The organism is Flavobacterium sp. LMO8, from assembly GCF_009495755.1.
Taxonomy (GTDB): Bacteria; Bacteroidota; Bacteroidia; order Flavobacteriales; family Flavobacteriaceae; genus Flavobacterium.
The window spans coordinates 568,866-583,903 of record NZ_WIBJ01000031.1; the positions used below are offsets into that span (position 1 = coordinate 568,866).

The 15,038-nt window shown below is 31.5% G+C and carries 15 protein-coding genes; 10 read left to right on the forward strand and 5 right to left on the reverse strand.

Going from position 1 to position 15,038, the window contains the following annotated elements; translation table 11 throughout:
• Nucleotides 1–45 precede the first annotated feature (45 nt).
• Complete coding sequence (gldN, locus tag GFJ94_RS10530) at nt 46–972, forward strand: gliding motility protein GldN (RefSeq protein ID WP_162523839.1); 927 nt, start codon at nt 46–48, stop codon at nt 970–972.
• A 65-nt stretch (nt 973–1,037) separates the two neighbouring features.
• Entirely contained in the window at nt 1,038–2,084 is a 1,047-nt protein-coding gene (locus GFJ94_RS10535) for an FAD-binding oxidoreductase (protein ID WP_153201491.1), read from the forward strand.
• 80 nt (nt 2,085–2,164) lie between these two features.
• Here GFJ94_RS10535 and GFJ94_RS10540 read toward each other — a convergent pair whose 3' ends face one another.
• On the reverse strand, nt 2,165–2,578 hold the full coding sequence (locus GFJ94_RS10540) for a DUF983 domain-containing protein (protein WP_153201492.1): 414 nt from the start codon (nt 2,576–2,578) through the stop codon (nt 2,165–2,167).
• Between the two features lie 144 nt (nt 2,579–2,722).
• Here GFJ94_RS10540 and GFJ94_RS10545 point away from each other — a divergent pair, with 144 nt between their 5' ends.
• Complete coding sequence (locus tag GFJ94_RS10545) at nt 2,723–4,639, forward strand: ABC-F family ATP-binding cassette domain-containing protein (RefSeq protein WP_153201493.1); 1,917 nt, start codon at nt 2,723–2,725, stop codon at nt 4,637–4,639.
• Nucleotides 4,640–4,643: 4 nt separating this feature from the next.
• On the opposite strand, the gene GFJ94_RS10550 is transcribed toward GFJ94_RS10545, so the two are convergent.
• Complete coding sequence (locus tag GFJ94_RS10550) at nt 4,644–5,636, reverse strand: GSCFA domain-containing protein (RefSeq protein WP_153201494.1); 993 nt, start codon at nt 5,634–5,636, stop codon at nt 4,644–4,646.
• Nucleotides 5,637–5,718: 82 nt separating this feature from the next.
• Here GFJ94_RS10550 and GFJ94_RS10555 point away from each other — a divergent pair, with 82 nt between their 5' ends.
• Nucleotides 5,719–6,096: a RidA family protein gene (locus tag GFJ94_RS10555; protein ID WP_153201495.1), complete on the forward strand. Its 378-nt coding sequence runs from the start codon at nt 5,719–5,721 to the stop codon at nt 6,094–6,096.
• Between the two features lie 49 nt (nt 6,097–6,145).
• On the opposite strand, the gene GFJ94_RS10560 is transcribed toward GFJ94_RS10555, so the two are convergent.
• Together GFJ94_RS10560 and alaS are read right to left on the reverse strand one after the other, a co-directional pair.
• Nucleotides 6,146–6,733, reverse strand: coding sequence for a hypothetical protein (locus tag GFJ94_RS10560; RefSeq protein ID WP_153201496.1), 588 nt, complete (start codon nt 6,731–6,733; stop codon nt 6,146–6,148).
• A gap of 40 nt (nt 6,734–6,773) precedes the next feature.
• Entirely contained in the window at nt 6,774–9,410 is a 2,637-nt protein-coding gene (gene alaS, locus GFJ94_RS10565) for an alanine--tRNA ligase (RefSeq protein WP_153201497.1), read from the reverse strand.
• 263 nt (nt 9,411–9,673) lie between these two features.
• On the opposite strand from alaS, the gene GFJ94_RS10570 reads away from it, so the two are divergent.
• The 5 genes from GFJ94_RS10570 (at nt 9,674) to GFJ94_RS10590 (ending at nt 12,888) form a co-directional block, all read left to right on the forward strand.
• Entirely contained in the window at nt 9,674–10,651 is a 978-nt protein-coding gene (locus GFJ94_RS10570; protein ID WP_153201498.1) for a M23 family metallopeptidase, read from the forward strand.
• Nucleotides 10,652–10,723: 72 nt separating this feature from the next.
• Complete coding sequence (locus GFJ94_RS10575) at nt 10,724–11,056, forward strand: MerR family transcriptional regulator (RefSeq protein ID WP_026724163.1); 333 nt, start codon at nt 10,724–10,726, stop codon at nt 11,054–11,056.
• A gap of 29 nt (nt 11,057–11,085) precedes the next feature.
• The gene (locus tag GFJ94_RS10580) at nt 11,086–11,679 is read left to right on the forward strand and encodes a LemA family protein (RefSeq protein ID WP_153201499.1); all 594 of its coding nucleotides are present in this window, start codon (nt 11,086–11,088) and stop codon (nt 11,677–11,679) included.
• 5 nt (nt 11,680–11,684) lie between these two features.
• Nucleotides 11,685–12,122 carry a TPM domain-containing protein gene (locus tag GFJ94_RS10585; RefSeq protein ID WP_153201500.1) on the forward strand — a complete coding sequence of 146 codons (438 nt, stop codon included), beginning with the start codon at nt 11,685–11,687 and terminating at the stop codon, nt 12,120–12,122.
• A 1-nt stretch (nt 12,123) separates the two neighbouring features.
• Nucleotides 12,124–12,888, forward strand: coding sequence for a YgcG family protein (locus GFJ94_RS10590; protein ID WP_238989456.1), 765 nt, complete (start codon nt 12,124–12,126; stop codon nt 12,886–12,888).
• Nucleotides 12,889–13,070: 182 nt separating this feature from the next.
• On the opposite strand, the gene GFJ94_RS10595 is transcribed toward GFJ94_RS10590, so the two are convergent.
• Nucleotides 13,071–14,357 (reverse strand): Omp28-related outer membrane protein, encoded by a 1,287-nt coding sequence (locus GFJ94_RS10595; RefSeq protein ID WP_153201502.1) that lies wholly within the window; start codon nt 14,355–14,357, stop codon nt 13,071–13,073.
• A 154-nt stretch (nt 14,358–14,511) separates the two neighbouring features.
• Here GFJ94_RS10595 and GFJ94_RS10600 point away from each other — a divergent pair, with 154 nt between their 5' ends.
• Complete coding sequence (locus tag GFJ94_RS10600) at nt 14,512–14,985, forward strand: TlpA disulfide reductase family protein (RefSeq protein ID WP_153201503.1); 474 nt, start codon at nt 14,512–14,514, stop codon at nt 14,983–14,985.
• Nucleotides 14,986–15,038 lie beyond the last annotated feature (53 nt).

Below are 15,038 nucleotides of genomic sequence, written 5' to 3' on the forward strand. Positions count from 1 at the left end.
AATAATTTGAGTTTATCTTTGTAGACCAAATAAAAAATGAATAAAATGAATTGGAGAAATAGTATTGCAATTTTAGTATTAGGTTTAAGTGTTACTACTTTTGCTCAGTCAAACTTATTAAATGCTAAGACACCCGATCAAATCGGAAAGAAAACAGAAGCTGAATTAAGTGCTGATAATGACAAACCTTTACCATACGGATATGTTCATGATAGAGATATCTTGATGGGTAAACGTATTTGGGAATTTATTGATCTTGATGAAAGAGTTAATTTTCCATTATATTTTCCAGTTGAGGGAGATGTGATGTCTTCTCCAGATAGAAGACCTCTATACAATGTCTTAGTAAATGGTATTAAAGAAGGAAAAATAACTGAAGTTTATGATTCAAGTTATTTTACTACTAAAAAAACTTTAAAAGATATTGAGTCATCATTATTCACTGTTGATACTACAGATGTTGGTCTAGAGCAAATGAATGAAGATTTAGAAGCTTACAGAAAAGGCGATAAAAAAATTGATGAAGAGTTTATCAGAAAAACTGAGATTGAAGCCATTGATGTAATTGCTTATAAAGTGGTAGGTTATTGGTATTTTGACAAAAGACAAGGTGAGTTAAAATATAGACTTTTAGGAATTTGCCCAGTTATGCCAGATGTTTTTGATAAGAAAAATGGTACTGCGCCAGAAGCTGCTGAACCTGTTGAGTTATTTTGGGTTTATTTCCCTTCAACAAGAGATATTCTTCATGAAGCTAAGGCCTTTAATAACAGAAACTCTGCAATGCCATTTTCTTTTGATCATATGTTAAACGCTCGTCGTTTTGGTGGTATGATTTATTTAGAAGAGAATGTATATGGTGATCGTAAGATTGCTGACTACATGAAAGAAAATGCTCAAATGCAATTGTTAGAATCGGATCGTGTAAAAGAAAAGATTCGTGATTTCGAACAAGATATGTGGAATTACTAATAGTATTTCTCCAATTTCATTTAAAAAACTCTTACCATTTGGTAAGAGTTTTTTAATTTTACACCATGATAGATTTTATAATCGTAGGAAATGGTTTAGCCGGAATTTCATTTGCAGAAATTGCTTTGCAAAACAATAAATCAATTTTTGTTTTTGATAACAATTCCCAACCTTCATCTCGAGTTGCAGGGGGATTGTATAATCCAGTAGTTTTAAAGCGTTTCAGTGAAGTTTGGAAAGCAAAGGAGCAAATCGATTTTGCTTTTCCTTTGTACCATAAAATTCAAGCTAAATTAGATGTGGTTTTTGACTTTGAATTGCCAATACTTCGTAAATTATATTCTGTTGAAGAACAAAATAATTGGTTTCAAGCTGCTGATAAACCAAATTTAGCGCCTTTTTTAGATTCCAAATTAGTTACAAATTCTTATGAAAGTATTGCATCTCCATTTCACTATGGAAAAGTAAATCACACTGGTTATTTAGAAATTTCAACTTTGATTGAAGCCTATTCTACTTATTTGAAATCACTTAATATTTTTTCTAATGAAGGTTTCAATTATGAAGAAATTGAATTTTTAGATAATGGTCTCCAATATAAAAGCATACAAGCTAAACACATTATCTTTGCAGAGGGTTTTGGATTACACGCTAATCCTTATTTTGATAATTTACCATTAGATGGTACAAAAGGGGAATTATTAATCATCAAAGCTCCTAATTTAGATTTGGATGTCGTAATAAAGTCAAGTGTTTTTATACTTCCTATTGGTAATGATTTGTATAAAGTAGGAGCTACTTACGATTGGAAAGACAAAACAAATACTCCAACTGAAGAAGGAAAACAAGAGCTAATTGATAAACTTTCCGAATTAATTTCATGCGATTTTGAAATTGTACAACATTTTGCAGGTGTTCGTCCTACAGTTAAAGACAGAAGACCATTAGTAGGAACTCATCCAGTTCATTCTCAATTACATGTTTTAAATGGTTTAGGAACGCGTGGAGTAATGCTTGGACCTTATTTAGCCAATCAATTGTTTCAGCATATTGAGAACAATATTCCTTTGGAAAAAGAGATTGATATAATAAGATGTTATAAAAAAAAGTAGTTTTGTCATGCTGAACTCGTTTCAGCATCTAACACAATAAAAAAGAAGCTGAAAATAATTCAGCTTGACAAATCAATATTCTATCTCAAAGTAGCTTTCTTTTCGCCTTTGTGTTGTTTCCAATCTTTGTCGTAACTCATAAACATATTGATCCATATGTTTCTTGATAAGCGCATGATTACGGGCATAAAAACTATTAACGTAATAATTATAGCTATAAAATTGTTTACCAAATTCTTTTCTCCAACAAAGAAATAGGTGATGATAAAAGCCGCTACGCCAAATGCAATTCCAAGAGCATAACTCACATACATAGCACCATAAAAAAAGGATGGTTCAATTTTATATTTGGTTCCACAATGGCTACAATTTTCGTGCATTTTGTATACATTGACAACATTATACGGATTTTTGTCTAAATACATGCTTTCTTCATTGCAAGTTGGACAACTTCCTGTTAAAATACTATTTAATTTGGATCCTTTTTTTAACATTTGCAAAATAATTTACACAAAGGTACAATAACATATAATTTCTTGTGTAACAATTATTACAAATATCAATTTGTTTACTGAATTTTGAGTTTAATTGAAAGTAACTCTTAAACTCATAAACAGTTAAACTTATAAACTTTTCAAATGTTAAACATACATAATTTATCGGTTTCATTTGGTGGAACCTATCTTTTTGAAGAAGTAACTTTTAGATTGGGTTCTGGAGATAGAGTAGGACTTGTCGGAAAAAATGGTGCTGGAAAATCAACCATGTTGAAAATTTTAGCGAAAGATTTTGCTCCAGATTCTGGTCAAATTGCTACAGAGAAGGAAGTGAAAATGGGATTTCTTCGTCAGGATATCGATTTTGTAAAAGGAAGAACCGTTTTGGAAGAAGCATACCAAGCTTTTGAAGAAATTAAACGTGCCGAATTCCGAATCGATGAAATCAATCACCAATTAGTTACTCGTACCGATTATGAAAGTCAAGAATATTCTGATTTGATTGAAGAATTGAGCGATGTAACACATCATTATGAAGTTCTTGGAGGTTACAATTATGTAGGTGATACGGAGAAAATTCTGTTAGGTCTTGGATTTAAAAGAGAAGATTTTGACAATCAAACCGATACTTTTTCGGGTGGTTGGAGAATGCGTATTGAATTAGCGAAGTTATTATTGCAATCAAATGATATTTTACTTTTAGATGAGCCTACGAATCACTTGGATATTGAAAGTATCATTTGGTTAGAAGGTTTTTTACGAAATTTCCCAGGCGTAGTTGTAATTGTTTCGCACGATAAAATGTTTTTGGATAATGTAACGAATCGTACCATTGAAATTTCATTAGGTAAAGCATATGATTTCAACAAACCGTATTCTGAATATTTAGTGTTACGTCAGGAAATTCGCGAAAAGCAATTGGCAACGCAAAAAAATCAAGCCAAGAAAATTGAAGAAACCGAAAAGTTAATTGAAAAGTTCCGTGCGAAAGCATCAAAAGCTTCGATGGCGCAATCGTTGATTAAAAAATTAGATAAAGTAGAACGAATTGAAGTCGATGAAGACGACAATTCTGTAATGAATATCTCGTTTCCAGTTTCACAAACACCTGGAAGAGTTGTTGTTGAAGCCGAACATGTTACCAAAGCCTATGGTGATAAAACCATTTTAAAAGATATTTCACTTTTAGTAGAACGTGGAAGTAAAGTGGCTTTCGTGGGTCAAAATGGTCAAGGAAAATCAACGTTTATGAAAGCTATTGTAAACGAATTTGAGTACGAAGGTTCTATTAAATTAGGTCATAACGTGCAATTGGGCTATTTTGCTCAAAATCAAGCGGAATATTTAGATGGCGAAATCACGCTGTTACAAACCATGGAAGACGCTGCAACAGATACGAATCGTTCTAAAGTTCGCGATATGTTGGGTTCTTTTTTATTCCGTGGCGATGATGTAGAGAAAAAAGTAAAAGTACTTTCAGGTGGTGAACGAAATCGCTTGGCACTTTGTAAATTGCTTTTGCAACCTATTAACGTCTTGGTTATGGACGAACCAACGAATCACTTGGATATTAAGTCTAAAAACGTTTTGAAAGCCGCTTTAAAGCAGTTTGAAGGAACTTTGTTGTTGGTATCTCACGACCGTGATTTCTTGCAAGGCATGTCAAATATTGTGTACGAATTTAAAGATCAGAAAATCAGAGAATATTTAGGCGATATCAATTTCTTCTTAGAGCAAAAAAATGCCATGAATATGCGCGAAATTGAAAAGAAAGAGGTGGTTTCAAATACAAATACGAATAAAGTAGTCAAAAATATTTCTTACGAAGACCAAAAGAAAGCCAAGTCTTTACAAAACCGATTAAGCAAAATTGAAAGTCAAATTCAGCAATTAGAAAAAGACATTCAGCACGACGATAAAGCATTGGCTTCAAATTATGACAAACATATTGAAGATGCTACTTTTTTTGCAGCTTACGAAAAAAAGAAAAAAGAGTTGGAACAATTATTAGAAGATTGGGAAAACGTGCAGTTAGAAATTGAAGAGTTGAATAGTTAGTTTTTTAACTTTCAAAAGATATAAATGGCAACTTTTTTTGAATAGTTGTCATTTTTGTTTTTAAATCTGCTATAAACTTTTGATGACTTTCAGTATTCTTATTAAACGGACGATGTTTTAACCCTTTTTGAATCGTACAAATTTCATTCATCAAACCAAATTCTGTTTCCGAAATATTATTTTCAAAAAATTTAATCCATATATAATCTATAGCTGTTTGATTAGGATGTAACATGTCTTCAGCATAAAAACGATAATCGCGCAATTCGTCCATCATGATTTCATAAGCAGGGAAATAGATATTATTCTGAGTTGTCAGTTCGAGCGAAGTCGAGAATTTTTGATTTAATACCGAATGAATTGCAGCAATTAAATGTGATTTGCTCAGTGTATTTTCAATAAAACCATCTTTAATATGACGAACAGGGGAAACCGTAAAAATAAATTTGCAATTTGGGTTAACCGATTGTACAAAAGAAATAATGCTTTCTATACTTTCTTCAATCTGTTGAATAGAAAGTAATTCTTTTGTAAACTGCTTTTGAGGCACTTTATGACAATTAGCAACAATACCATTTTTGTCAGCCTGAGCTTGTCGAAGTCGATACACCCACGAAGTCCCTAATGTGATAACGATGTGTGTTGAATCGTTTAATTGTTGATGTGTTGAGTTGATTAATTCGTTTAAAGAATTTAGAAAAGTGTTTTTATCCGAATTTGATAATGCAGAATGTACATCAAAACAATGCCATAACTCGTTATGAAAAAAAATATCGTTTTCGGTAAATTGTCTATTTTCAACACAACAACGAATTAATTTTTCTAACGAAACCGGATTGAAAATAATACCAAACGGATTTACAGCTGTCTGAAATTTAAAATACTCAAATTTTTCACCCATATTCTCCGCAAAACAGGAACCCAATAATATGATTTTCGAATCATAATCGATTGGAAAGCTGCTTTTTTGAATGGGTATTTTGATAGTGAATTGCAAATCATTTAGGTTTAGACCTCAAATTTAAACTACTTTTTACAAAAAAACGAGTATTTTTACTTAGGATTTAATTCGCTAAAAAATGATTGAAAAAGAATACATAGAACCTAATGAAGGTTTCTCTCAAACCGTTGTTGTAAAAACCGGAAATTTCAAAACACTTTACATTTCTGGACAAATAGGTGATGGTGCAAATTTAGAAGCACAAACCATTGCCACATTTCAAAATTTAGAAAAGCAACTGACTAATTGCAATGCTACTTTTAAAGATGTAGTAAAAATGAATACCTACATCGTAAATTTTAATCCTGAGATGGATTTACCTATTTTCAGAAAAATCAGAAAAGAATTTTTAGGAAATGAAAATTATCCAGCAAGTACTTTAGTAGGTGTAGAAAGTTTAGGAAGAAAAGAATGGTTAATAGAAATTGAAGCGATTGCGGTGAGTAATAAAAAGTGATTTAAAGTAAAAAACCTCCTAGAAGTTGAACTCTCAGAGGTTTTTCATTTTATTTATAAATTCTTTTTAATTGAATGGCTAAATTTTTGGCCAATCTTTCAAATGCTCCAACAACTCTATCAGATTCATTCGGTACAACGACTACATTTTTTTCGAAACCAATTACTTTGTCAAAATGAACAACTAATAGTTTTTTTGAATTAATGGTATCAACAAAGTCAATTGTTGCAGATAATTTAGCTGGTTCAATGGCATAACCTGGATAAATCCAAGTTAAGTTGACTTTCATTAAATAGGGTGAATCATCGACAATTTTGCATTCCCCTTTTTTGAAATACGTATTAAAAAAAGAGATAAATGCTGGATTATAATATTTCTCTCTGTATGAAAACCAATTTTTTCTGAAATTTTCTGCTTTTTCAGGATTAGCTTTTCTTTTTTCCATTTTCTCTTTTAGAAAATCTTCTTCTGAATCAAAACCGTGAACTTGAATTTTTGCGTAGTTAAATTCAACTTTAAATGAATTATTTGTACTTAAATTCTCAAATTTTCCTTCAAGTATTTTATACCTCTGAGAATAACACATCGTAGTAAAAAAGACAGTTACAAAAAGAAATAAATTTAGTTTTTTAAACATTTTTTTGTTTTTAATATCCTTAAAAAAAAATAATTTATTTTTACTTCATAAAATCAACAACTTTCTCAATCGCTTCTTTAATTCCAACAACATTTTTCCCTTTTCCTGAAGCAAAGAAAGGTTGTCCACCACCATTTCCGTCGATTAGTTTTCCTAATTCTCTGATGATATTTCCAGCGTTTAATCCTTTTTCGGCAACTAGTTCTTTTGAAATGTAGCAATGAATATTTGGCGCATTATCTTCAATAGAAGCTAAGAATACAAACGTATTTGGTTTTGAAGTTCCAATAGCTTGCGCTAAATCTTTAGTCGAACTCATAGATAAATCTACTTGTTTTGCTAAAAATTGGATTCCGTTGATTTCTTGGAAATCGGCAACTAACGTATTTTTTAATCCTTCGATTTTTTCTTTTACTAATTGCTCTAATTGTTTTTTCAATTTCGCATTATCATCTTGTAATGAAGCAACTGATTTTAAAACATCTTGCGGGTTTTTCAATACTTCTTTGATTTCTGCTAACGTATTCTCTTGCGAAGTATAAAAATCTTTCACAGCATCACCAGTAATTGCTTCAATACGACGAATTCCAGCCGCAACAGCACCTTCAGAAATAATTTTGAAATGCCAAATGTCAGCCGTGTTTTTCACGTGAATTCCACCACATAACTCTTTACTGTCTCCAAATTCAATCATACGAACTGAATCACCATATTTTTCACCAAACAAAGCCATTGCACCTTTATTTAATGCTTCTGTGATTGGAATATTTCTATGTTCTACTAATTGTAATTGTGCTTCGATTTGTTGATTCACACTTGCTTCAACTTGACGTAATTCTTCGTCTGAAACTTTAGAAAAATGCGAGAAGTCGAAACGTAAATAATTTGGATTTACTAACGAACCTTTTTGTTCCACATGCGTTCCTAAAATGCTTCTCAAAGCCAAATGCATCAAATGCGTAGCCGAGTGATTTTTAGAAGTAGAAGTTCTTAAATCAGTGTTTACTTTGGCAACAAAGCCAGCTTCAATATTTTCTGGAAGTTGTTTTGCGAAATGTAATATTAAATTATTTTCTTTTTTCGTGTCAATAATTTCAATGGTTTCATTTGCCGAAACTATTGTTCCTTTATCCCCAACTTGTCCACCACCTTCAGGGTAAAAAGGTGTATTATCTAAAACAATTTGGTATAAAACACCATCTTTTTTAGAATCTACTTTTCGAATACGTGTAATTTTTACTTCGTTTTCGGTTTTATCATAACCCACAAACGTTTCCACATTTCCTGGAATTAAAACATTCCAATCTTCAGTAGAAACTTCAGAAGCTGCACGAGAACGCGCTTTTTGTTCTTGCATCGCCACATTGAAACCAGCTTCATCTAAATCGTATCCTTTTTCACGAAGAATTAAAGCTGTTAAGTCAATTGGAAAACCAAAAGTATCATACAATTCAAATGCTTTTGCGCCAGAAACTTCTTTTCCAGTGGTTTCTGCCATTACGTTTTCTAATAATTGTAATCCTTGTTCTAAAGTTCTTAAGAAAGACGCTTCTTCTTCACGAATTACATTGGTAACTAATTGTTGTTGCGATTTAATTTCTGGGAAAAATTCACCCATTTGATTCGCTAAAACCTCCACCAATTTATTAATGAATGGTTCTTTTGTTCCTAAAAACGTAAATCCGTAACGAATCGCACGACGTAAAATTCTACGAATTACATAACCAGCACCAGTGTTCGATGGTAATTGCCCATCAGCAATTGCAAATGCTACTGCACGAACGTGATCAACAATTACACGAATCGCAATGTTGGTTTTGTTTTGTTCTTCCGAAATGTTTTTAACTTCGTTTGAAGTGTATTTTAATCCTGTAATTTGTTCTATTTTTTCAATAAGCGGTGTAAAAACATCGGTATCATAGTTTGATGTTTTTCCTTGTAATGCCATACACAAACGCTCAAATCCCATTCCGGTATCAACGTGTTGTGCTGGTAATTTTTCTAACGAACCATCAGCTTTACGGTTGAATTCCATGAATACGTTGTTCCAAATTTCCACTACTTGTGGATGGTCGTTATTCACTAAACTTTTTCCAGAAACTAAGGCTTTTTCTGCTTCCGTACGTAAATCAACGTGGATTTCAGAACAAGGTCCACATGGTCCTTGGTCGCCCATTTCCCAGAAATTATCTTTTTTGTTTCCTAAAATTATGCGGTCTTCACTAATTAATTCCTTCCAAATATCCCATGCTTCTTGATCAAATGGAACATTTTCATCTGGATTTCCTTCAAAAACAGAAACGTATAAATTTTCTTTTGGAATTTTATAAACTTCCGTTAATAATTGCCAAGCCCAATTAATTGCTTCTCTTTTGAAATAATCACCAAAAGACCAGTTACCTAACATTTCGAACATGGTGTGATGATAAGTATCAAAACCTACATCTTCTAAATCATTATGCTTTCCTGAAACACGAAGACATTTTTGCGTATCGGCTATTCTTGGGCTTTTTGGAGTTCCATTGCCTAAGAAATATTCTTTGAATTGGGCCATTCCCGAGTTGTTAAACATCAAGGTTGGGTCGTCTTTTAAAACGATTGGCGCAGAAGGAACAATTAAGTGTCCATTAGATTCGAAGAATTGTAAAAACTGTTTACGAATGTCTTGTGATTTCATATATATAATATATTTTTTATCGGTATTATATGGTATCGCTTTTTTTAGCTGTTTTGTTGCACAAACTATTTATTGTTGCGATTTCATTATCAATTATTTAGTTCTGATTTTAATTATTGATTTTGGTAGGAATTTGGGATTAGATTTTTGAAAAATATCCCAACTAAAAAATAAAATAGCTTTAGAATGAAACATTTCTTAAATTTGTTCGTATAACCTATGTCAATCAATAAATTTGGCACAAAAATAGTATATTTTCATATATGTCGAAGGTAAAATATTATTACGATTCAGAAAATTTAGCGTATAAACGAATTCGAACTAAAAAAAGGAAGAAATTTGGTTATGTAGTACTGTTTTTGTTGTCTTCAGCACTTTTTGGATTCTTAATTTTTTTGCTATTGATTAACACCAGTTATTTTGAAACGCCAAAAGATAAAATTCAGGCACGAGAAATTGAAGCTTTGGCTTTAAATTATAAAGTTTTGAATAAGAAGCTGGATTTGATGAATGAAGTTTTAGAAGCGATTGAAAATAGAGATAACAATATTTACAGAATATATTTTAATACTACTCCAATTTCAGAGGAAGAACGTAAAGCGGGTTTTGGAGGTGTAAACAGATACAAAGATTTGCAAGGATTTAATAATTCGGAGTTAATGGAAAACACTACAAAACGTGTGGATATTTTAACGAAAGAATTGGTAATTCAATCCAAATCGCTAGATGAAATTGTGGCTTTGGCGAAGCAAAAAGAGAAGTTGTTAGCGGCAATTCCGGCAATTCAACCAGTTAAAAATGAAGATTTAAAACAGATGGCTTCGGGTTATGGTTATCGAAGTGATCCATTTACGAAAATTAGAAAGTTTCATTACGGAATGGATTTCACTGCGCGAACAGGAACGCCTATTTATGTAACAGGAGATGGAGTTGTTTACAAGGCAGATGCTTCGTTATCAGGATACGGAAATCATATAGAAGTGAATCATGGTTATGGTTATAAAACGTTGTATGCGCATTTAAGTAAATACAATTGCCGACCAGGACAACGTGTAAAACGTGGCGATATTATTGGATATGTGGGAAGCACAGGAAGAAGTCAGGCACCACATTTACACTATGAAGTGTTTAAAAATGGAGAACGCGTAAATCCGCTGAATTTCTATTACGGAAGTATTTCAGCAAAAGAATATATAGAGATTTCAAAATTAGCGAACCAAGAAAATCAATCGTTGGATTAACGATTTAAGATTGATGATTAATGATTTCAGGAGTTTTGAGCTTGTAATTGAATTTGAACTTGAACTTGAAAAATGCATTTAGAATTAGCACCAAATAAAAGATATTACAGCATTGGAGAAATAGCCAAAGCTTTTAACGTAAATGCCTCCTTAATTCGTTTTTGGGATAAAGAATTTGATATTCTAAAACCAAAGAAAAACGCCAAAGGAAATCGCATGTTTACGCCAGAAGATGTTAAGAATTTGCAATTGATTTATCATTTGGTAAAAGAGCGCGGATTTACTCTAGAAGGTGCCAAAACACATTTGAAAGAAGGTCAGAAAAAAACCTTAGATAAATTTGAAATTATCAGCAAATTAGAAACGATTAAAGCACAATTGAACACAATTAAAAATCAACTATAAACAATTTATAAACTTTAAAAATTAAAATTATGAGAAAGTGGATAATTCCAGGAGCAATTATTGCGGTATTAGTTTTATTTGCAATTAGCTCTTACAATGGGTTAGTCGGTGTACAAGCAGATGCTAAAACAGCTTGGTCAAAAGTAGAAAGTTCATACCAAAGAAGAAATGATTTGATCGATAATTTAGTTAGAACTGTAAAAGGTTCTGCTGATTTTGAAAAATCTACATTAGAAGCGGTTATTAATGCTCGTGCAAAAGCGACATCAATTACTATTGACCCAACAAATGTTACTCCAGAACAAATGGCTCAATTTCAACAAGCAAAAAGTGCTGAGATGAGTTCTTTGTCTAGACTTCTTGTTTCTGTAGAACAATATCCAAATTTAAAGACAACTGAAGCATTTAAAGAGTTACAGTCACAAATTGAGGGAACAGAAAATAGAATCAATGTAGAAAGAGATAGATTTAATGACTCAGTAAATGTTTATGACAAAAAAATTAAATCTTTTCCATCAGTGATTTTTGCAAAATTATTTGGATTCAATGAAATTGCAAGATTTAAATCTGATGCAGGTGCTGAAAAAGCTCCAAAAGTAGAATTTGATTTTGATAAAAAATAATGAAAATGTCTAAAACCGAAGAATTTTTAAGCAAAGAGGAAGAACAAGAAATTGTAAATGCTATTGTTATTGCCGAAAAAAATACTTCGGGAGAGATTCGTGTACATATTGAAGAAAATAACACTAAGCCTCCTTTTGAAAGAGCACAGGAGGTTTTTCATCTTCTTAAAATGGATGAAACAGAATTAAAAAACGGCGTGCTTTTCTATATTTGTATGCAATCTAAAAGTTTTGCGATTATTGGCGATAAAGGTATCAATGATTTAGTGGAACCTAATTTTTGGAATTCTACTAAAGATTTGGTGATTGAAAAGTTCAAAGAAGGTCAATACAAAAATGGATTAATTAAAGGAATTATTGAAGCTGGAGAACAATTAAAAAAATACTTTCCTTACAATCATGATGATATTAATGAATTGTCTAATGAAATATCTAGAAATTAAGATGAGAAAATTAGTTCTATTCATTGCGTTGCTTTTTAGTTTTACACTTCAAGCTCAATTAAAAATTCCCCAAAAGCCTTCTTTCATTCCTCCTGTAATTGATAGTACAAATACTTTATCAAGTCAAGAAAAAGAGAGTTTGTATAAGAAACTTGTTATTTATTCTGATAGCACTTCTACAGAAATGTTTGTGATGATTGTTTCAACAACACAAGGCGAAGACATCGCAAGGTATGCTACAGATTTAGGTCAGAAGTGGCAAATTGGTCAAAAAGGAAAAGACAATGGGATTATCTTGTTAATTGCTAAAGATGATCGAAAAATGACTATTCAAAATGGTTATGGTGTTGAGCATTTGCTAACCGATGCATTGTCGAGAAGGATAATTGAAACCGTAATAAAACCAAACTTCAAAGAAAATAAATATTATCAAGGAATTGACGAAGGGACAAATGCAATTTTCAAAGTTTTAAAAGGTGAATTTAAAAATGACAAATCAAACAAAGAAGGTAGTATTTTACCAATATTATTAATTATAGTGTTTGTTATTGTGTTTTTAATAATTGCATCTAAAAACAAAGGTAACAATAGTGGGAATTCAGGAGGATTTGGTGGTCCAGATTTAATTGATGTTATCATTTTAAGTAGAATGGGACGTGGAGGTGGATTTGGAAATGGCGGTTTCGGCGATGGTTCATCTGGTGGATTTGGTGGATTTGGCGGTGGAGGAAGTTTTGGAGGAGGAGGAGCTAGCGGAAGTTGGTAATTTGAAATATAATTCTCTAACATTGTCATTCTGCCGAAGTAGGAATCTCCTACGAAGTAGGCATACTTTACGCGAAGCGAAAAACAAACTTGAACTTGATTTTTGAATTTGTACTTGAAATAGAAAATAAAAAACTCGTTAGTATTGCTAACGAGTTTTCTGTTTTTTATTATAATTTTTGATTATTCTACTTCAAAAGTTTGTGTTTCATTAGCTCCAGCTTCTCTTGAATTTAAAGCTTTTTTAGAAGAATCTAATACAACAGCTACAAAACGAACATTAGCGGCATTAACATTACCAGGAATGTTATAGTTAAATGTTTTAGAAAATTCGTCATTTAAATTGGTTGAACCTGTTATTGTTTCGCCTAAAATACTAGTAGATAGAACAGCTCTTAAAACATGATCATGCTCAAAATCACTGATTACGCTAGACCCACCATAGTATGAAGTGTAATTAGTTTGATCATATATCAAATTATTTTCAAGTGCATAAACAACTAATTTAAGATTGCTAAAGTTAGATCCAAATTTTACATTAACTTGAACACTTGCACTACTACCAGATGTTGTAGTTGTCATGGCAACCCCAACTTTAGGATTAACTCCAGATGTTAAATTAACGGCTTGGTTAATTGATGTTGTAGCAGTTTCAGGATAATTCCATTCTGTGGTTCTATTTAGCATAGCTGTTGGATAACCAGTTAAGCCAATTTGAGATTCTAAAGCACCAGCGGCTGAGAAGTTATATGGGTCATTTCCTCTGTGTATTGCAACTACTACTGCATCATTAGTTTCTTGATTTACTAAGTCAATAGCATAAGCAACACGAGGGCAATACCCACACCAAGTCCCTGTAAAGTCTTCAATTAATACTCTTTTGTTAAATTTAATTACATCGTTAATGGTAATTTGAATAGTTGGAGAAGTAATCATGCTTCCGCCAGAAGGAGTATGAGTTGAATAAACATTTATTGTTCCAGCTGTAGTTGTAGTAATTGAGCTACCAATAATTGCAACATCATTCATATAAAAAGTAGAGGAAGAAGTTAAATCAGCACCATTATTACCAACAGCTCTTAAGTTAACAACATCACCTTTATCAACACTTAAAGTAGTTGTGGTAGTAGTAATACTTGTTAAAGGAATTGGAGCTGCATTAAATAATACATTTACAGTTGGACTAGTAATTCCATTTCTAACAGCTTTTATCGCATATGAACCTACTACGCTGCTTGTGTAAACATTTCCAGTAATTGCTATATTATTAACATAAAAAGTTGTTTCAGAAGTAACATTTTCTCCGTCTTCATCTACAGCAGTAAAAGTAATGTTTTCATTAACATAGCGAGCATAAGAATCAGGAGTTAATGTTAATGTGTCAGAATTTCCATTGTTTTCTTCATCACTACTACATGACGTATATAAAATACTGCCAAGAAGTGCGAAAACTAATAAAAGTTTTTTCATAATAAATTGATTTGGTTTGATATTAAATAGTTTAATGCTTGCAAATAAATAAAAAAAATCAATATAATGTTAAAATAAACTTAATAATTTTTTATTTTTAGTTGCTAATATTCCAATAAATCAGTTTATTTGCTCAAATTTAAAACAAATTAAGATGAATAAAATATCCCTAATCTTCCTTTTTTTTGTGAGTTTGTCATATTCTCAACAAAATTTGCCAAATGTAAATCTTAAAAATATAGAAGGTCAAACTATAACTTCTACCTCTTTTAATGAAGTAGATAAACTTTATGTTTTTTCTTTTTGGGCAACATGGTGTGCTCCATGTATCCAAGAATTAGAAGCAATTAGCGATGTGTATTCAGACTGGAAATCTAATTTAAATATGGAACTTATTGCAGTTTCTGTAGATGATTCTAGAACTATAAAAAGAGTTAATCCATTAGTAAATGGAAAAGGTTGGGATTATAAAATATTATTAGATACAAATCAAGATTTTAAAAGAGCTTTGTCTATTGCAAATGTACCTTATTTAATTGTTGTTAAAAATGGGAAGATTGTTTTTACTCAAAGTGGACATTCTCCTGGAGGTGAAGAGGAACTTTTTGAAAAATTAAAAACGTTATAAAAAAGATATAATTTCATAATTATAAATTAAATTTGTTGATTATGATCAAACTT

Bases quoted from the DNA above. Each gene is read 5' to 3' on its own strand.
- GFJ94_RS10560 (WP_153201496.1), bottom strand. From the start codon at position 6,733: ATGTTTAAAAAACTAAATTTATTTCTTTTTGTAACTGTCTTTTTTACT.
- GFJ94_RS10535 (WP_153201491.1), top strand. From the start codon at position 1,038: ATGATAGATTTTATAATCGTAGGAAATGGTTTAGCCGGAATTTCATTT.
- alaS (WP_153201497.1), bottom strand. From the start codon at position 9,410: ATGAAATCACAAGACATTCGTAAACAGTTTTTACAATTCTTCGAATCT.
- GFJ94_RS10540 (WP_153201492.1), bottom strand. From the start codon at position 2,578: ATGTTAAAAAAAGGATCCAAATTAAATAGTATTTTAACAGGAAGTTGT.
- GFJ94_RS10545 (WP_153201493.1), top strand. From the start codon at position 2,723: ATGTTAAACATACATAATTTATCGGTTTCATTTGGTGGAACCTATCTT.
- GFJ94_RS10575 (WP_026724163.1), top strand. From the start codon at position 10,724: ATGCATTTAGAATTAGCACCAAATAAAAGATATTACAGCATTGGAGAA.
- GFJ94_RS10590 (WP_238989456.1), top strand. From the start codon at position 12,124: ATGAGAAAATTAGTTCTATTCATTGCGTTGCTTTTTAGTTTTACACTT.
- GFJ94_RS10570 (WP_153201498.1), top strand. From the start codon at position 9,674: ATGTCGAAGGTAAAATATTATTACGATTCAGAAAATTTAGCGTATAAA.
- GFJ94_RS10580 (WP_153201499.1), top strand. From the start codon at position 11,086: ATGAGAAAGTGGATAATTCCAGGAGCAATTATTGCGGTATTAGTTTTA.
- GFJ94_RS10585 (WP_153201500.1), top strand. From the start codon at position 11,685: ATGTCTAAAACCGAAGAATTTTTAAGCAAAGAGGAAGAACAAGAAATT.
- GFJ94_RS10600 (WP_153201503.1), top strand. From the start codon at position 14,512: ATGAATAAAATATCCCTAATCTTCCTTTTTTTTGTGAGTTTGTCATAT.
- gldN (WP_162523839.1), top strand. From the start codon at position 46: ATGAATTGGAGAAATAGTATTGCAATTTTAGTATTAGGTTTAAGTGTT.
- GFJ94_RS10555 (WP_153201495.1), top strand. From the start codon at position 5,719: ATGATTGAAAAAGAATACATAGAACCTAATGAAGGTTTCTCTCAAACC.
- GFJ94_RS10595 (WP_153201502.1), bottom strand. From the start codon at position 14,357: ATGAAAAAACTTTTATTAGTTTTCGCACTTCTTGGCAGTATTTTATAT.